The sequence below is a fragment of the Azohydromonas caseinilytica genome (genome assembly GCF_012927045.1).
Classification (GTDB): domain Bacteria; phylum Pseudomonadota; class Gammaproteobacteria; order Burkholderiales; family Burkholderiaceae_C; genus Azohydromonas; species Azohydromonas caseinilytica.
Map to the genome: position 1 here is coordinate 1 of NZ_JABBFW010000007.1, position 17,677 is coordinate 17,677.

A 17,677-nucleotide genomic window follows, 5' to 3' on the forward strand; every position below is an offset into this window, starting at 1 on the left:
GCCGCTGGAGGGGCGCCAGCGCGAATTCGTCGGCCACATCGGCGCGGCCGGGGAACAGCTGCTGGCGCTGGTCAACGACGTGCTGGACCTCTCCAAGATCGAGGCCGGCGAGATGACGCTGGAGCAGCTGCCCTTCGCGCCGCAGGCGCTGCTGGAGGAGGTGGTGGCGCAGGCGCGCGTGCACGCCGCCCACAAGGGCCTGGCGCTGAACCTGGCGGCCGCGCCGGACCTGCCGCCGCGGCTGTGCGGCGACCCGGTGCGGCTCAAGCAGGTGCTCAGCAACCTGCTGGGCAACGCCGTGAAGTTCACCCAGACCGGCCACGTGACGCTGCGCGTGCAACGGCTGGACGACCCGCCGCAAGACCCCGCCCCCGTCCCGGATGCCGCCAGCGAGCGCGCGACGCTGTGCTTCGAGGTCGAGGACAGCGGCATCGGCATCGCGCCGGAGGTGCAGGCGCGCGTGTTCGAGGCCTTCACGCAGGCCGACAGCTCCACCACGCGGCGCTTCGGCGGCACCGGGCTGGGCCTGTCCATCGTGCGGCGCCTGGTGGCGCTCATGGGCGGCACGCTCGCGCTCGACAGCGCGCCGGGCCGCGGCAGCACCTTCACCGTGACGCTGACGCTGGCCGTGCCGGCGGCGTACGGTTGAGCCCGCTTCCAAATTCCCGCTTTCCCCCAGTCATGGGGGTAGGTGTTACATGCAGTCGCTTATGCGCCAATTGCAGACATGGCTGTGTCCGATAGCGGACATACAGCCGCCTGCCAGCTGCTGAGAATTTCCCTGTCACATCCGCGAACGAGAGAGGGAGTCAGCCTTACAAGCAGAGCCGCGGCGCCAGCCTATGCACCGGCTTCGCCAGTGCACGGACGCCCAGCCCGGCGGCCCGCGGCCATGGCGCTGCCCGATGCGCGTGGATGCGTCACGTCAACCCACTTTTTCGCCAAGAACACCACAACGCGGAAAAAGCCCCGGTCAGCAACTGCTTTCCCGCTTTTTACTGAATCGGTGCCTGTGCGGCAGGGCTCGGTGCGCGTCCCACTGTCGGGAGCGATGGAATGCCGCGGTCCAACGGAGCTGAAGATGAGAACCCTCAACAGTGAAGAACTGAAGCTCGTCTACGGAGGAGGCACCTCCGGCGGTGGCGACTGCAAGGGCGGCAGCAAGAGCAAGAGCAAGAGCAAGTCCAAGAGCAAGTGCAGCAAGAGCAAGAGCAAGACCAAGAGCCGCCACGGTGGCAAGCACGGCGGCAAGCACCCGGTCTGCTGAGACTGGACGCGCCCACGGTCCCGCGCGGTAGGCCGGGACCGGATGCCCGCCCGCATGCACTGCACGAACCTGGGAAACATTGCCATGTCAACCATGCAGCTCCAGCCGCTACCCGAGGCCGTGGCCCAGCTCGAAGAGCTGTGGCTCCTCGGCCAACCCACTCTCGGGCATCTGCTGGAGTTCGTGGATGACAGCGTGGCGGGCAGTGACATCCTGGACCGCCGCGCCCTCGTCGCCGAGTGGCGCGCGGCCAACGAATACTGCCAGCAGCTCGAACGCAGCGAGGCCGGCATCGCGCTGGACGGGCGCCACCGCGCGCTGGACCCGGGCTTGGCCGACCTCGCGGCCGAGGTCCAGGCCCATCCACGCTTCACCGAGGCCTACGACACGCTGCCCACCGAGTTCGGCATGGTCGAGCTGGACCGGCTCATCGTCGACCAGGTGCATGTCACACGCAACCATGTGGAGGCCGTGGCGGCGCGCATCGGTCCCGACCCTGAGCCGCGCACGCTGTTCCGCCACTGCTTTCCGCTCGGCGAGCCCGAGGCCCGGGTGGAGATCCGGGAAGTGGGCGCGCACCGCTACGTGTTCCGCTGCCCTTCCACGGATTTCCGCTTCCACGAGGCGGTGCTGCTCAAGCCCGGGCAGCTCCAGGGCTACCAGAGCTTCGGCGCCATCGCCGGTGTGGTGGGCCTGGTGGTGGGCTTCGGCTGCAATTTCCTCAGCGCCGTGCGCGTGGGCCGGCGCCACCTGCTGGTCAACGGCTACCACCGCGCCGTGGCGCTGCGCTCGCTGGGGCTCACGCACGCGCCCTGCATCGTGCAGACGGCCACCTGCGTCGACGAGCTGGCGCTGTGCACCAAGAGCCGGGTCTCCGAGCGGGCCGAGTTCTATTTCGAGTCGGCGCGCCCGCCGCTGCTCAAGGATTTCTTCGACCCGAAGCTGCGCAAGCTCTTTCCGCTGCGGCCGCGCATGCGGCACATCGAGGTCAGTTTCGAGGTCAAGGACTACCTGCTGTCGGAGTGAGGCGCACCGGCGATGAGGTCGCGCAGCCCGTCCGACGCCCCTTCCCAGGCCCGCGAGGACGGCGCGCGCGGCGGCACGGCCACGCTGTTCCGCCACGAGGTGCTGGCCGCGCGCCAGGCCCAGTGGCTGGGCACGGTGCTGCTGACGCCGCGGCTGTCGCACCGCGTCTTCACGCTGGCGGGCGCGCTGGCCGCCGCCGCCATCGTGGCGCTGCTGTTCCTGGGCCATTTCACGCGCACGGCGCGCGTCAACGGCTGGCTGGTGCCGCAGCTCGGGGTGGTGCGCGTGTTCGCGCCGCGCCCCGGCGTGGTCACGGCGCTGCAGGCCCAGGAGGGGCAGGCCGTGCGCCAGGGCCAGCCGCTGCTGACGCTGTCGGACGAGCTGCAAAGCGCCACGCTGGGCGGGGTGCAGGCCGAGGTGGCGCGCCAGCAGGCCCAGCGCCGCGAGAGCCTGCTGGCCGAGCATGAGCAGCAGGAACGGCTGCTGGCGCAGCAGCAGCGCGCGCTGGCCGAGCGCGTGGCGGCGCTGCGCGGCGAACTGCAGCAAAGCGAGCGCGAGATCGCCGTGCTGCAGGCGCGCCGCGCCATCGCGCTGCGCAACGAGAAGCTGCACCGCGAGCAGTTCAAGGAAGGCTTCATCTCCGAGATGCGGCTGCAGCTGGTGGAGGCCGAGCGGCTGGAGCAGGACGCGCGGCTGGGCGCGCTGGAGCGCGGTCGCCTGGCGCTGGAGCGCGAGCGCATGACCGCGGAGGCCGAGCTGGCGGACCTGCCGCTCAAGACGCAGAAGGAGCTGGCGCTGATCGAGCGCAACCTGGCGCAGCTGGGGCAGGAGCGCGTCGAGGCCGAGGCGCGGCGCGAGATCGTGATGCCCGCGCCGCAGGACGGCACGGTCACCTCGATCCAGGCCGTGCGCGGCGCCGCCGCCACCACCGCCGTGCCGCTGCTGGCCATCGTGCCGGCGGGCAGCCGGCTGGAGGCGCACCTGTACGGACCCAGCCGCGCGGTGGGCTTCGTGCGTCCGGGCCAGACGGTGCGGCTGCGCTACCAGGCCTATCCGTACCAGCGCTTCGGCCATCACGAGGGCGTGATCGAGAGCGTGTCGCGCTCGGCGGTGAGCCCGGCGGAGTTGCCGCCGCAACTCGCCGGCGTCGCCGACCAGGGCGACACCGCCACGGCGCCGGGCGCGCGCGAGCCGATCTACCGCATCACCGTGCGGCTGGCGCGCCAGGACGTGCAGGCCTACGGCCAGAGCTTCGCGCTGCAGCCGGGCATGACGCTGCAGGCCGACGTGCTGCTGGAGCGCCGCCCGCTGTACCAGTGGGTGCTGGACCCTCTGTACGCGGTGACGGGGAAGCTGCCATGAGGCCCGGCGTCGCTCCCGACGCGCTCGGCCGCCTGGCCCTGGGCTGGGGCGCGCGGCTGCCCATGGTGCTGCAGACCGAGGCCGCCGAATGCTCGCTGGCCTGCCTGGCGATGGTGGCCGGCCACCACGGCGCGCCCTGCGAGATCAGCGAGCTGCGCCGGCGCCTGTGCGTGTCGCTCAAGGGCGCCAACCTCAAGGACCTGATCGCCATGGCCGAGCGCACCGGCTTCTCGGCGCGGCCGCTGCGGCTGGAGCTCGACGAGATGCGCGCGCTGCAGCTGCCGTGCATCCTGCACTGGGACCTCAACCACTTCGTGGTGCTCAAGGCCGTGGCGCGCGACGGCATCGTCATCCACGACCCGGCCGTGGGCGTGCGCCGCCTGGGCTTCGACGTGGTGTCGCGCCACTTCACCGGCGTGGCGCTGGAGCTCACGCCGCTGAACGGCTTCCAGACCACGCAATCCCAGCCGCGGGTGCGCATGCGCTCGATGCTGGGCCGCATGGTGGGCCTGCGCGGCGCGCTGGCGCAGCTCTTCGCGCTGGCGCTGGCCATCGAGGTGTTCGCCGTCACCAGCCCGCTGTTCATGCAGTGGGTGGTGGACCACGCGCTGGTGAGCGCCGACCGCGAGCTGCTGCTGGTGCTGGCGCTGGGCTTCGGGCTGCTGATGCTGCTGCGCACGGCGGTGTCGGCCATGCGCGGCTGGATCGTCATCGCGCTGGGCGCGCAGCTCAAGGTGCAGGGCCGCGCCAACCTGTTCACGCACCTGCTGAACCTGCCCACGGCCTACTTCGAGGCGCGGCACCTGGGCGACGTGATGTCGCGCTTCGGCTCGCAGGAAAGCATGCTGCAGGCCATCACGACGGACCTGGTCGAGACGCTGCTCGACGGGCTGATGGCGGGCCTGACGCTGGTGATCATGTTCGTGTTCGCGCCGGCGCTGGCCGCGGTGGTGCTGGCCGGCGCGGCGCTGTACGCGCTGCTGCGCTGGGCCGCGTACGCGCCGCTGCGCCTGGCCTCGGCCGAGGCCATCGTCTGGTCCGCGCGGCGCGACAGCCACTTCCTGGAGACGCTGCGCGGCATCAAGGCCATCAAGCTCTTCAACGCCCAGGAAGGCCGCCGCGCGCAGTGGCTCAACCTGCTGGTGGAAACCGTCAACCGCCAGCTGCACACGCAGAAGCTGCGGCTGCTGCTGCGCACGGCCAACTCGCTGCTCATCGGCACGCTGGTGATCCTGGTGGTGTGGCTGGGCGCGCAGCGCGTGCTCGACAACAGCATGACCATCGGGATGCTGCTGGCCTTCATCGCCTACAAGGACCAGTTCCTGGGCCGCGTGAGCAACCTCATCGACCGCGCGGCCGACCTCGCCATGCTGCGCCTGCATGCCGAGCGGCTGGCCGACATCGCGCTGGTGCCGCCGGAAGCGCAGGCGCCGGCCCGCCTGGCCGACGAGGCGCAGGCCGAGGCCGGCGAGCGGGCCCGCCCGGCCCGCGTCGAGGTGCAGGGGCTGCGCTTTCGCTACGGCGAGCACGAGCCCTGGGTGCTCGACGGCGTGAGCTTCACGGTGGAGGCCGGCGAGACGGTGGCCATCGTCGGCGCCTCGGGCTGCGGCAAGACCACGCTGCTCAAGATCCTGGCCAGCCTGCTCAGCCCGGTCGAAGGCGAGGTGCTGGTGGACGGCCAGCCGCTGGCGCGCATGGCGCTGTCCGACTGGCGCGCGCGCATCGGCGTGGTGATGCAGGACGACCAGCTCTTCGCCGGCTCCATCGCCGACAACATCTGCTTCTTCGCCGACCGCCCCGACCTGCGCCGCATCGAGGCCTGCGCCCGCCAGGCCTGCCTGCACGACGAGATCGCGGCCATGCCCATGGGCTACCACACGCTCATCGGCGACATGGGCACGGTGCTCTCCGGCGGGCAGAAGCAGCGCACGCTGATCGCGCGCGCGCTCTACCGCAACCCGGGCGTGCTGCTGCTGGACGAGGCCACCAGCCACCTCGACGTGGCCAACGAGCAGGCGGTGAGCGCGGCCATCCGCGCCACGCAGGTCACGCGCATCATCGTCGCGCACCGCCCGGAGACCATCCGCTCGGCCGACCGCGTCATCGACCTCGACCAGCTCCAGGGCCGCGCGCCCGTGGGCGTGCCGCAGCGGCCGGTGGGACTGGTCGATGCGGCGCGGCCGCAGCGCGCGGCTTCGGCCTGAACATTCTGGAAAGCTCAAGCACCCATGGACACCCGAGTGAGAACGCCGCAGCTGCTGGACCCCGAGCGCTGGCAGGCCTGGGACCGGTTCCTGCAGCAGACGCCGGACGCCGGCTTCATGCAGTCCTCGTGGTGGGCGCGCTTTCGGGCGCCGCTGGGCTTCGGCCACTTCGGGCTGACGCTGCGCGACGGCGACGCCATCGTCGGCGGCGCCCTGGTGGCGCGCTGCCAGACCGCGCCCGGCGAGTGCTTCTACTACGTGCAGGACGGCCCGGTGCTGCCGCCCGATGCGGCGGACGCGGCGCAGGTGTTCGAGGCCTTCCTGCAGCGCGTGGAGCGGGAGCGCGCGGCCGATTCCGACATCGTGAGCCACCTGCGCATCGAGCCGCGCTGGAGCGCCCTGCCCGGCTTCGTGCGCGGCTTCCAGCCGGCCGACACGGACGATGACCTGTTCAACGAGCCGCGCCGCACGCTGTGCATCGACCTCGATGGCGACGACGCGGCGCTGCTGGCGCAGATGAAGCCCAAGGGCCGCTACAACATCCGCGTGGCGCAGCGCCACGGCGTGGCGGTGGTCGAGGACAGCTCCGGGCAGGGGCTGGCCGACTTCGTGCGCATCCAGCGCCGCACCGCGCTGCGCCAGGGCATCGACACCAAGCCGCCGGGCTACTTCAAGGCGCTGCTGGCCGCGGCGCCGCCGGGGCAGGCCTCGCTGCACTTCGCCGAGTACCGGGGGCGCCGCATCGCCGCCGCGCTGGTGATCCGCTTCGGCCTGCGCGCCACCTACTTCTTCGGCGGCTCGCTGGCGCTGCACCGCCCCGTGATGGCGCCGTACCTGCTGCACTTCGAGATCATGCGCAGCGTCCGGGCCGCGGGCTGCCGCAGCTACGACCTGTGGGGCATCGCGCCCGAGGACGAGCCCGAGCACCCGTGGCAGGCGATCAGCGCCTTCAAGCGCAAGCTCGGCGGGCACGAGCTGGCGCTGGTGCCCACGCTGGACCTCGTGCTCGATGCCGCCGCCTACCGGCGCTATCAGGCCAGCCAGGCGGCGCAGGAGGAAGCGGACACCGCCGCGCCGGAGCGCTCACCCCAGCCGATGCCGGCCGGCGCACCGGCCTGAGCGGGGCCGCCGCGCCCTCACAGCAGCGGCACCACCAGGCGGGCGTAGAGGCGGTTCATGGTCTCGTAGCACTCGCAGGCGCAGTTCTCCAGCTGCCTGCGGTCCAGCACCGAGATGTGGCTGCGTCCCTGCTCGATGGCGCCGCCGCGGTGCATCTCGGCCAGCACCTCGTTCACCGACTGGCGCCGCACGCCCAGCATTTCGCCAAGCATGGTCTGCGTCAGCGCCAGCTCGTCGGAGTTGTCCCGGTCCGCGCAGGTGAGCAGCCAGCGGCACAGGCGCTGCTTCACCGAGTGGTGGGTGTTGCACACGCAGGTCTGGCTGATGAAGCGGTGGCTGTAGCCGGCATAGCGGCCGAGCAGGCGCCGCGCGCCCTCGCAGCCCCGCAGGGCCTCGATGAACGGGGGCGCCGGTATCCGGACCAGCTCGCCGGGCGACTGCTGCATGATCGTGTGCAGGCTGGTGCCAATGCCCATCGACACCGCCACGCCGGCCATGCCCTCGGTGCCCACGGTCTGCACGTCAACCATGGAGCCGTCGCGCAGGCGCACCACGATCGACACCACCCCGCGCGTCGGGAAGTAGACGTCCGTCATGGGGCCGCCTTCGCGGTAGAGCTCGGTGCCGGCCTTCACTTCCTCACAAGCCAGCGACGATGCCAGTTCGGGGCACTTGCGCAGCAGCCCCTGCAGCAACTGATTGCGTTGCTCCGGGCGGGGGTCGGCGTGGTGGTGGTTCACGAAGTCTCCGCGACGGCGACAGGGGCCTCTTCTTGGCAACCCGCATGCCTTTTGCCGGCGACGCCAAGGGCTCTTCCAGGCCCCAGGTCCGGTGGCACCCTCAACAAAGCCGCGTGGCGGCCGATGCAAGGGAGCCCGCCGCGCGAAGGCTTACAGGGCCTGTCAATTTCCTTGGGTAAGCTGGCCTGCCGGGGCGTCCTGTCGCGCCCAGCCCGGCGGTGACCCAGACGCACACGAGGCCGACCCTTCACCATCTATGAAGCAGCCGCATTCGATCCTGATCGTCGAAGACGAGGCCGTGATTGCCCTGGACCTGAAGCTGGAGCTGCAGGACATGGGCTACCGCGTGCTGGGCCCGGCCCGCACGGGCGAGCAGGCCCTGGCGCTGGCGGCGCAGGAGCCGCCGGACCTGGTGCTGATGGACATCCGCATCCAGGGCCCGCTCGACGGCGTGGAGACCGCGGCGCGGCTGGGCCGCAGCGGCGAGCCGCCGGTGATCTTCCTGACCTCGCACAGCGACGACGAGACGGTGGCGCGCGCGGCGCAGACGGCGCCCTACGGCTTCCTGACCAAGCCGTTCCAGTCGCGCGAGCTGCGCGCGGCCATCGAGGTGGCGCTCTCGCGCGCGGCGCTGGAGCGCGCGCAGCGCGAGTCCGACCGCTGGTTCGCCTGCACGCTGCACGCGGTGCGCGACGGCGTGCTGGTGCTCAACCCGGACGCGACGCTGCGCTTCCTGAACCCGGCCGCCGAGGTGCTCACCGGCTGGAGCGCGGACGAGGCGCTGGGCCGCCCGCTGCAGGAGGTGGTGGGCTTCGCCGACGAGGCCGGCGCGCCGGCGGCGCTGGAGTCGCTGCGCGAAGGCCGCGCGGTGCAGGTGCGCCACGCGCGGCCCCTGCGCCGCCGCGATGCGGCCGAGGTGGCGGTGGACGAGTCGGCGGCGCCGGTGGTGAGCGACGACGGGCGGCGCATGGGCGCGGTGCTGGTGTTGCGCGACGCCACCGAGCGGCTGCAGCGCCAGGCGCAGCTCGATGCCGAGCGCCAGCAGCTGCAGGCGGTCCAGGCCCAGCGCGATGCGCAGGCGCAGCTGCTCTCGCGCGCCAGCCACGAGATGCGCACGCCGCTCAACGCGGTGATGGGCTTCGCGCAGCTGCTGCGCACGCTGCCGGGCAACGAGGGCGAGTCCGCGCAGCGCTACATCGGCTTCATCGAGGAGGCCGGCCAGCAGCTGCTGGCGCTGGTGGAGGACCTGCTGGATCTGCAGCAAGGCAACGCCCTGAGCCTGGTGCTGTGCCCGCTGGCGCTGACAGATTGCGTGCAGGCCGCGCTGGCGCCGCTGACGGCGCAGGCGCTGGCGCGCCGCATGACGCTGCACGTGGGCGTGGACCCGGCGCTGCGCGTGCACGCCGATGCCGCGCGGCTGCAGAAGGTGCTGTGCAACCTGGTGGACAACGCCATCAAGTACGGCCACGAGGGCGGCCACCTGTGGCTGCAGGCGCAGCAGCTGCAGGCGCAGGTGCGCATCACCGTGGCCGACGATGGCGAGGGCATCGCACCGGAGCACCAGGCGCGGCTGTTCCAGCCCTTCTCGCGCGCCGGCCGCGAGCACTCGGCCATTCCCGGCGCTGGCCTGGGCCTGCCCACGGCCCGCAGCCTGGTGCAGGCCATGGGCGGCACGCTGGAGCTCCTCAGCGTGCCGGGCCAGGGCACGGTGGTGAAGGTGGAGCTGGCGTCGGCCTGAGGCGATCGCACGGGGTTTTCCCGAAGCGGCCCGGCCATCACAGGGCGCGCTTCCTGCTCCGTGGCCGGACTGGACGGCGGGACACCCCGCGCCAAGGCTCACAGGCAGGTGGAACCATGGAATCCGATCGGCAGGCACACGCCGGCATGCGGCGGGCGTTGAGGCGATGAGGCTGCATCCTCCGCCGGCCCGGTGCGCGATTGCCCTCGCGCTGGGCCTGCTGCTGCTGGTGGCGGCCCTGGCGCTGTGGGCACAGCACGAAGCCACGCAGGCGGCCGACCAGCGCCAGCACATGGTGCAGCTGCGCCTGGATCTGGCACAGCTCAAGGCCGACGCCACGGAGGTTCCGCGCACGCTGGGCGCCTACACCCTGACCGGGCGCGACGAGTGGCTGCAGCTCTACCGCCAGGCCAGCACGCACGTGCCCGAGCGCATGCGGCGCCTGCAGGCCCTCACGGCCGGCGACCCGGCGCAGCGGCAGGGTCTGCAGCGGCTGGTGCCGGCCGTGGAGGCGCTGCTGCGCTTCTACGCCGACATGTTCGACACGGCGTCGCGCGAGGGCGTCGAGGCCGCGCGCCGAAGCCTGGCCGAAGCGGCGGGACGCGGCTTCACCCGCCGCGTCCATGCCGTGGTGGACGAGCTCGATGCCGAGGCGGCACGGCTGCAGGCCCTGCGCGACACCCAGGCGCGCCGCGACGCCGCGCTCTCCACCGCCGTCATGCTGCTGGGCAGCGCGCTATCGCTGCTGCTCTTCGCCTCGGCGGCGCTGGCGTTCCGGCGCGGCGCGGGGCGGCTGCAGGGCAGCATCGCCGAGCTGACGCAGGCCCAGGCCTCGCTGCGCCAGGCCAACGACGCGCTGCACGCGCAGTCGGCCCACCTGGCCGAGCTCAACGAGGCGCTGTGGAAGTCGGTGAGCGAGCGCCACGCCTGGGGCTCGCCCCGGCCCGGCACGGCCTCGGCACCGGCGCCGCTGGACGACCCGGCCCGGCTGGTGGCCCTGAAGGACACCGGGCTGCTCGACTCGGCCGCGGAGGAGAGCTTCGACCGCTTCACGCGGCTGGCGGCGCAGACGCTGAACGTGCCGGTGTCACTGATCAGCCTGGTGGACGACCACCGCCAGTTCTTCAAGAGCGCCGCCGGGCTGGCCGAGCCCTGGGCCAGCCGGCGCCAGACGCCGCTGTCGCACTCCTTCTGCCAGCACGTGGTGACCACCGGCGCGCCGCTGGTGGTGGCGGACGCGCGGCAGGACCCGCGCCTGCGCGACAACGGCGCGGTGCGCGACCTGGGCGTGACGGCCTACCTGGGCGTGCCGCTGGCCACGCCGGAAGGGCATGTGCTGGGCAGCTTCTGCGCCATCGACAGCCGCCCGCGCCCGTGGAGCGAGCAGGACCGCGTGACGATGGAGCGCATCGCGCAGTCGGTGCTGGCCAGCATCGCGGTGCGCATGCAGCTGCAGGCGCTGGAGCGGCGCGTGCACGAGCGCTCGGCCGAGGCGCGCATGCTGGCCGACGCCATCGAGCATTCGCTCAACGGCTTCTACATGGTCGATGCCGAGCTGCGCTTCACCTACGCCAACGCGGCCTACTGCCGCATGGTGGGCTGCGGTGATCCGGCACGGCTGCTGGGCCGCTCGGCCGAGGCCTACTGCGCCGACCCGCACCAGCACCGGCGCATCCTGGGCGAGCTGGGCGAGCGCGGTGCCTCGCAGCAGCAGTACACCGCGCGGCGCGAGGACGGCTCCACCTTCGCGGCCCTGACGCACGCCCACCGGGTCAGCGGCGAGGACGGCGCGCCGGTCTACGCCGTCAGCGTCATCGACATCACCGAACGGCAGCGGGCGCAGGACGCGATGCGGGCTTCGCTGGCGGAGAAGGAGGTGCTGCTGCAGGAGATCCACCACCGCGTGAAGAACAATTTGCAGGTGGTCTCCAGCCTGCTGCAACTGCAGCGCCGCCAGCAGCGCGACCCGGCGCTGCGCGACGTGTTCCTGGACGCCGAGAACCGCGTGCGCGCCATGGCGCTGGTGCACGAGCGGCTGTACCGGCAGCAGCAGCTCTCGGCCCTGGACTTCGGCGACTACCTGCGCGGGCTGGTGGAGCAGCTGCTGCGCTCGCACGGCGCGGGCAAGCGGGTGGCGCTGGCCCTGGAGCTGCAGCCGCTGCTGCTGCCGGTGGGCGCGGCCATCCCGCTGGCGCTGATCACCAGCGAGCTGGTCACCAACGCGCTGAAGTACGCCTACCAGGACCGCGACACGGGCGAGCTGCGCATCACGCTGCGGTCCGAGGGCGCCGAGAGCCTGCGCCTGGAAGTGGCCGACGACGGGCCGGGGCTGGCGGCGGGCTTCGACCCGCAGACGGCCTCCAGCCTGGGCGTGCGCCTGGTGCTGATGCTGGCGCAGCAGCTCGGCGCCGAGGTCGAGTTCCGCCGCGGCCCCGGCGCATGCTGCCGCCTCACGGCCCCGGTGCGATGGCGCCCGGTGCAGGAGGAGGATGCGAAAGAGGATGCGACGCGGGTGTGAGTTTCCGGCGCCAGCAAATATTCGGCTCCGCCATTTTCCTCAAGATATCAATATTCACTGGGCATTTTGTTATTGCCGGAATATTTCAATTTCACGTTGAACCCAGGAATTCCATCGTCTTCATTACGCTCAAGCCGATCGCCATCCCGGTTTGCCCAAATCCCGGCACTCCATTTGCTGCCGCGTCGGCAACGGTGCAGTTGCCCCGGGTGATATCCCGGGAATGCCCCGCCCGCCGCGGCCCAGCGCAGGCCGTGCTCCTCCACTGTCCGGCTCCGACTGCCTCGGTTTTCCTACCGCGCGTGCCCACTCCCGCACCCCGCCCGCCGCGCCGTCCGCGCCTGCGCACGCTGATCACGCTCATGGCGTTGGTCCTGAGCGCACTGCTGGCCGGCGTGCTGGCGGGGCTGCGCACGCTGCAGCTCGAGGCGCAGGCCCAGGCCACGGCCGGCGCGCTGAACCTGCAGCAGGCGCGTGGGGTGGCGGCGGCCATGGACGCCGACCTGGGCCGCTTCGGGCGCGACCTGCAGGCGCAGGCCCGGCTCATCGAGCGCCTGCGGCTGCTGGAGCAGCCCGCGCAGCTGCAGCTGCTGGTGGACAGCGTGTTCGCCATGCCCAGCTACGCCTGGGCCGGCGTGCTCAACCGCCAGGGCCGCGTGCAGGCGGCGCGCGAGGGGCGCCTGATCGGGCTGGACGCCTCGGGCACCGAGCTGTGGCGCTCGGCGCGGCGCGGGCCGCATTTCGGCGACATGCACGAGGCCCGGCTGCTGGCCGGGCTGCTGCCCTCGCTGCCTTCGGGCGAGCCCTGGCGCTTCGTGGACGTGGCCGTGCCGCTGCGCGACACCGGCGGCCAGGCCATCGGCGTGCTGGCGGCGCACCTGTCCTGGCCCTGGCTGCGCGAGCGCATCGGCCTGTACGCCGCGGCGGCGCCGGCCCATGGCGCGGAGCTGTTCCTGGCCGGCGCCGACGCGCGCCAGCGCCTGCCCGAGGAGCGCATGGGCGAGGAGCTGCCGCTGCGGCCGTTGCTGGCCGAGGCCAGCCAGGGCTGGCGCGTGCTGGCCTGGCCGGACGGGCGGCGCTACGTCATCGCCTGGGCCGCCAGCGAGGGCCGCGGTCCCTATGCCCGGCTGGGCTGGGTGACGGTGGTGCGCACGCCGCTGGAGGCGGTGCAGGCCGCCAACGCGCCCGGGCTGCGCTGGGTCTGGGGCTCCGCGGCGGTGACCGTGGCCGGCACCACGGCCATGGCCTGGCTGCTGGCCACGCTGCTGCTGCAGCCCCTGGCGCGCTTCGTGGCGCGCGTGCGCGACAGCGACGGCAGCGCCCCCGAGCCGCCGCCGCGGCTGCTGCCGGCGGAGCTGGCCCACATGCACGAGGTGGTGCTGACGCTGGTGGAGCAGCTGCACCGCAAGGAAGCGGCGCTGCGCGAGGCGCTGGAGCATGTGCGTGGCGGCTTCGACAACGTCGGCCGTGCCATGCCGGGCCTGCTGTTCACGCGCGTGCAGCGCGGCGCCGAGACGCGCTACACCCACCTCAGCGGCCCGGTGCAGCACTACCTGGGCGTGTCGCGCGAGGAGCTGCTGGACGACCGCAGCGGCCGGGCCTGGCTGCGGCATGTCGATCCGGCCGACGCCCGCCACATCGCCACGCTGCTGCCGCGGGCCCACGCGGGCGAGCCGCTGGCGCTGAGCTTTCGCGTGCGCGGCGGCGACGGCCAGTGGCGCCACCTGCAGACCACGGTGGTGCCGCGCGACGGCGGCTCGGCCGAGGAGCGCGTGATCGACGGCATCGCGCTGGACATCACCGCACTGGTGGAGGCGCGCACGCAGGCGCAGCGCGCCAGCGAGGCCAAGGACCGCTTCCTTGCCAGCATGAGCCACGAGCTGCGCACGCCGCTCAACGGCATCCTGGGCTTCGCGCAGCTGCTGGAGTCGCGCCTGGAGCGCCCGGAAAACCGCCGCCAGGCCGCGCAGATCCGCCAGGCCGGCGAGCAGCTGCTGCGCATCCTCAACGACGTGCTGGACCTGGCCAAGATCGAGGCCGAGCGCCTGGAGCTGGAGCGCCAGCCCTTCCGCCTGGAGGAGCTGCTGCGCGGCTGCCACGCGCTGCTGGCGCCAGGCGCCGCCGCCCAGGGGCTGCGCTTCGCCCTGGAGCTGCCGGCGCAGCCCCTGCCCGAGGTGCTGGGCGACGCGGCACGGCTGCGGCAGGTGCTGGTGAACCTGCTGTCCAACGCGCTGAAGTTCACGCACGAGGGCAGCGTGACGCTGGCGCTGGCGCGCGAGCCCGACGGCCCGGACGGCACGCTGCGGGTGCGGCTGGAGGTGCGCGACACCGGCATCGGGATGTCGGAAGAACAGGTGCAGCGGCTGTTCGAGCCCTTCCAGCAGGCGGAAGCCTCGACGGCGCGCCGCTACGGCGGCACGGGGCTGGGCCTGTGGCTCAGCCGCCGCCTGGTGCAGGCCATGGGCGGCACGGTGGAGATCGCCTCCACGCCCGGGCGCGGCACGACGCTGCGGCTGCGCCTGCGCTTCGAGCCCACGCTGGCGGCCGCCGCGGCCGCCGCGCCGCCGGACACGGCCGCTGCCTCGTTTGGCGGCGTGCGCCGGCTCAACGTGCTGGTGGTGGATGACATCGCCATCAACCGCGAGGTGCTGGTCGCGCTGGTGCGGCACCAGGGCCACATGGTGCAGGAGTGCGGCGACGGCGAGAGCGCCGTCGAGCGCGTGGCCGACGGCGACATCGACCTGGTGCTGATGGACGTCGAGATGCCCGGGCTGGACGGGCTGGAGGCGGCACGCCGCATCCGCGCCCTGCCCGGCGCGGCGGGCCGCGTGCCGCTGTGGGCGGTGACGGGCCGGGCCTTCGAGCACGATATCGCGCAGGTCCGCGCCGCCGGCATGGACGGCCACCTGAGCAAGCCGGTGAGCTTCACCGCGCTGGCCGAGGTGCTGCAGGCCGTGGAACGGGGGCTGGCATGAGCGTGCACGGGAACGCCACCACGCCGGCACCCGCCGCCGCGGCGTGCGGCGCCGGTGCCCGGTGCCCGCCCGAGGCGCGGCACCGCGAGGCCTTCTACGCCCTGGTGCGCGGCAACCCCTTCGGCATCGCCGTGGTGGGCGCGGACTTCCGGGTGCGCGAGCTCAGCGCGGGCGCGCGCCGCACCCTGGCCGGCATCGAGCCGCTGATCGGGCGCGACCTGGCCGAGCTGCAGCGCCTGTTGTGGGCCGAGCCGCTGGCCAGCCAGGTGATCGCCCACATGCGCCACACCCTCGACACCGGCGAGCCCTACGTCGCGCCGCGCACGGTGCAGCCGCGCCGGGACAGCGGCGAGGCGCAGTCCTTCGACTGGCGCGTGGAGCGCGTGACGCTGCCCGAAGGCGACCAGGGCATCGTCGTCTTCTTCTACGACCTGAGCGAGCGCATGGCCTGGGAGGCGGCGCTGCGCGAGAGCGAGCAGCGGCTGCGCCGCCTCGCCGACAGCGTGCCGGCCCTGGTCTGGATCAGCGACGCCTCGGGCACCGTGACCTTCCTCAACCGGCGCTGGTACGACTACACCGGCCAGGCGCCGGGCCAGGACTGGATGGAGGCCTTGCACCCGGATGACCTGGCGGCCGTGAGCGCCGAGATGGCCCAGGGACTGGCCGCGGGCCGCATGCAGCAGGCGGAGCTGCGCTACCGGCGCCATGACGGCCAGTGGCGCTGGCACCTGGCGCGCAGCGAGCCGCAGCACGATGCGCAGGGCCGCGTCAGCGCCTGGTTCGGCAGCGCGGTGGACGTGCATGAGCAGCACCTGGCGCGCGAGCACGCGGCCAGCCTGCTGGCGCTGGAGGAAGGGTTGCGCGCCGCGGCCGACCCGCGCGCGGCGGCGAGCGCGGCCTGCGCCGTGCTGGGCCGCGCGCTGCGGGCCCACGGCGTGAGCCTGGGCGAGCTGCAGGACGGCGGCGCGCTGCTGTGCGTGGACAGCGAATGGCGCGCCGGGCCCGGCCCCTCGCTGCGGGGCCGCCACCGAGTCGATGCCGCCGAGGAGCACTTCGCGCGCTTGCGCGCGGGCCAGGTGGTGCGCGCGGCCGACCTCAGCCGCGATCCGCGCTCGGCCACCGACCCGGTGGCGCAGGCGGTGCTGGGCGTGCTGGGCCCGCGCGCCGCGCTGGAGCTGCCGCTGCTGCGCCAGGGGCGGCTGCGCGCCGTGCTGCTCGTCGTCACGGCGGCGCCGCACGACTGGAACGAGGCCGAGGTGAGGCTGGCACGCGAGGCGCTGGAGCGCAGCTGGCAGGCCATGGAGCAGCTGCGCTCGGAACAGGTGCAGCGCGAGCACGAGGCCTACCTCGCCGCCATCTACGCGCAAAGCGGCGCCGGGCTGGCGCAGGTGGACCTGAGCGGGCGCATCGTGGACGCCAATGAGCGCTACTGCGCCATCGTCGGGCGCTCGCGCGCGGAGCTGCTGAGGCTGCGCATGCAGGACATCACCCACCCTGACGACCTGCCGATGCACCAGCGGCTGTTCCAGCGGCTGGTGGACAGCGGCGAGCCCTTCTCGATCGAGAAGCGCTACCTGCGCCCGGACGGCAGCACGGTGTGGATCGCCAACAGCGTGGACCTGATCCGCGTGCCCGGCGCGCCGCCACGGGTGCTGGCGGTGACCATCGACATCACCGCGCGCAAGCAGGCCGAGCAGCGGTTGCGCGAGGCCCAGGCGCTGCACGATCTCGCCGCGGAAGCCGGATGCACGGGCACCTGGTGCATCGACCTGGCCTCGGGCGCGTGCACGGTCTCGCCCTCGATGGCGCGCCTCATGGGGCTGCCGCCACAGCAGCTCACGGTGCCCGCGGGCTGGTGGCAGGACTGGGTGCTGCCCGAGGACCAGGATCGGGTGCAGGCCGCCATGGACGCGGCCGTCGCACGGGGCAAGCCTTACGAGCTGGAGCTGCGGCTGCGCACCGGCCCGGGCAGCGATGCGCGCTGGTTCCATTCGCGCGGCGAGGTGGTGCGCGACGCGGGCGGGCAGCCGGTGCAGCTTCTGGGCGCCTCGGTGGACGTGAGCCGCTACAAGGCGGCCCAGGCCGCGCTGGGCGAGGCGCTGCAGGCCAAGGACGCGCTGCTGTACGAGGTCAACCACCGCGTCAAGAACAACCTGCAGGTCATCAGCTCGCTGCTGTCGCTGCAGGCGCGCACGGTGCGCGACCCCGATGCCCGCGCGGCCATCGCCGAGGCCCAGGCGCGCGTGGCGGTGGTGTCGCGGCTGCACCAGCAGCTCTACCAGTCGGGCACGCATGCCGGGCTGGACTACGGCCCGTACCTGCAGCGCCTGGCCGCCGACACGCTGGCCTCGCTCGGCGGCGGGCGGCGGCTGCGCCTGGTGTTCGAGGCCCGCGGCGACAACCGCCTCGCGCCGGACCTGGCGGTGCCGCTGTCGCTGGCGGTGTCGGAGCTGATTACCAACGCCGTGAAGTACGCCTTTCCCGACGACCGCGCCGGCACGCTGCGGCTGCGCCTGGCGCGCGAGGCCGGGCAGCTGGAGGTGCTGGTGGCCGACGACGGCGTCGGGCTGCCGCCGGGCTTCGATCCGGCCACCTCCACCGGGCTGGGCATGCGCATCGTGCAGGCGCTGCTGGGCCAGTTGCAGGGCCGGCTGGAGCGGCCGGTGACGCCACACGGGACGGCGTTCCGCATTCTGGTTCCGCTGGGCGGATGGGCATGAGCTCCCCG

Annotated in this window: 11 protein-coding genes; 10 read left to right on the forward strand and 1 reads right to left on the reverse strand. The window is 73.1% G+C overall.

The features are described from left to right. From HHL10_RS11710 to HHL10_RS11735, 6 genes are all read left to right on the forward strand, one after another. On the forward strand, positions 1-649 hold a 649-nt coding region (locus HHL10_RS11710; protein WP_235971370.1), incomplete at its 5' end, for a sensor histidine kinase. A 432-nt stretch (positions 650-1,081) separates the two neighbouring features. Next, entirely contained in the window at positions 1,082-1,267 is a 186-nt protein-coding gene (locus HHL10_RS11715; RefSeq protein ID WP_169160548.1) for a hypothetical protein, read from the forward strand. 84 nt (positions 1,268-1,351) lie between these two features. Then, positions 1,352-2,293 carry a ParB N-terminal domain-containing protein gene (locus tag HHL10_RS11720; protein WP_169160549.1) on the forward strand — a complete coding sequence of 314 codons (942 nt, stop codon included), beginning with the start codon at positions 1,352-1,354 and terminating at the stop codon, positions 2,291-2,293. A 12-nt stretch (positions 2,294-2,305) separates the two neighbouring features. Beyond that, complete coding sequence (locus HHL10_RS11725; RefSeq protein WP_169160550.1) at positions 2,306-3,655, forward strand: HlyD family secretion protein; 1,350 nt, start codon at positions 2,306-2,308, stop codon at positions 3,653-3,655. After that, positions 3,652-5,859, forward strand: coding sequence for a peptidase domain-containing ABC transporter (locus HHL10_RS11730; RefSeq protein ID WP_169160551.1), 2,208 nt, complete (start codon positions 3,652-3,654; stop codon positions 5,857-5,859). The genes HHL10_RS11725 and HHL10_RS11730 overlap by 4 nt, the downstream gene beginning before the upstream one ends. A 24-nt stretch (positions 5,860-5,883) precedes the next feature. Further along, positions 5,884-6,978, forward strand: coding sequence for a lipid II:glycine glycyltransferase FemX (locus HHL10_RS11735; RefSeq protein WP_169160552.1), 1,095 nt, complete (start codon positions 5,884-5,886; stop codon positions 6,976-6,978). A 17-nt stretch (positions 6,979-6,995) separates the two neighbouring features. Here the strand turns inward: HHL10_RS11735 and HHL10_RS31165 are convergent, their stop codons facing one another. Continuing rightward, complete coding sequence (locus HHL10_RS31165) at positions 6,996-7,718, reverse strand: Crp/Fnr family transcriptional regulator (protein WP_169160553.1); 723 nt, start codon at positions 7,716-7,718, stop codon at positions 6,996-6,998. 256 nt (positions 7,719-7,974) lie between these two features. On the opposite strand from HHL10_RS31165, the gene HHL10_RS11745 reads away from it, so the two are divergent. From HHL10_RS11745 to HHL10_RS11760, 4 genes are all read left to right on the forward strand, one after another. Further along, the gene (locus HHL10_RS11745; RefSeq protein ID WP_169160554.1) at positions 7,975-9,456 is read left to right on the forward strand and encodes an ATP-binding response regulator; all 1,482 of its coding nucleotides are present in this window, start codon (positions 7,975-7,977) and stop codon (positions 9,454-9,456) included. Positions 9,457-9,622: 166 nt separating this feature from the next. Beyond that, entirely contained in the window at positions 9,623-11,974 is a 2,352-nt protein-coding gene (locus HHL10_RS11750) for a histidine kinase dimerization/phosphoacceptor domain -containing protein (RefSeq protein WP_169160555.1), read from the forward strand. A gap of 362 nt (positions 11,975-12,336) precedes the next feature. Further along, positions 12,337-14,949 (forward strand): ATP-binding protein, encoded by a 2,613-nt coding sequence (locus tag HHL10_RS11755; RefSeq protein WP_169160556.1) that lies wholly within the window; start codon positions 12,337-12,339, stop codon positions 14,947-14,949. Beyond that, on the forward strand, positions 14,946-17,669 hold the full coding sequence (locus HHL10_RS11760; protein ID WP_169160557.1) for a PAS domain S-box protein: 2,724 nt from the start codon (positions 14,946-14,948) through the stop codon (positions 17,667-17,669). The genes HHL10_RS11755 and HHL10_RS11760 overlap by 4 nt, the downstream gene beginning before the upstream one ends. Positions 17,670-17,677 lie beyond the last annotated feature (8 nt).

Excerpts from the sequence above, each read along its gene's own strand:
- HHL10_RS11715 (WP_169160548.1), top strand. The coding sequence starts at position 1,082 with ATGAGAACCCTCAACAGTGAAGAACTGAAGCTCGTCTACGGAGGAGGC.
- HHL10_RS11720 (WP_169160549.1), top strand. The coding sequence starts at position 1,352 with ATGTCAACCATGCAGCTCCAGCCGCTACCCGAGGCCGTGGCCCAGCTC.
- HHL10_RS11725 (WP_169160550.1), top strand. The coding sequence starts at position 2,306 with ATGAGGTCGCGCAGCCCGTCCGACGCCCCTTCCCAGGCCCGCGAGGAC.
- HHL10_RS11730 (WP_169160551.1), top strand. The coding sequence starts at position 3,652 with ATGAGGCCCGGCGTCGCTCCCGACGCGCTCGGCCGCCTGGCCCTGGGC.
- HHL10_RS11735 (WP_169160552.1), top strand. The coding sequence starts at position 5,884 with ATGGACACCCGAGTGAGAACGCCGCAGCTGCTGGACCCCGAGCGCTGG.
- HHL10_RS11745 (WP_169160554.1), top strand. The coding sequence starts at position 7,975 with ATGAAGCAGCCGCATTCGATCCTGATCGTCGAAGACGAGGCCGTGATT.
- HHL10_RS11750 (WP_169160555.1), top strand. The coding sequence starts at position 9,623 with ATGAGGCTGCATCCTCCGCCGGCCCGGTGCGCGATTGCCCTCGCGCTG.
- HHL10_RS11755 (WP_169160556.1), top strand. The coding sequence starts at position 12,337 with ATGGCGTTGGTCCTGAGCGCACTGCTGGCCGGCGTGCTGGCGGGGCTG.
- HHL10_RS11760 (WP_169160557.1), top strand. The coding sequence starts at position 14,946 with ATGAGCGTGCACGGGAACGCCACCACGCCGGCACCCGCCGCCGCGGCG.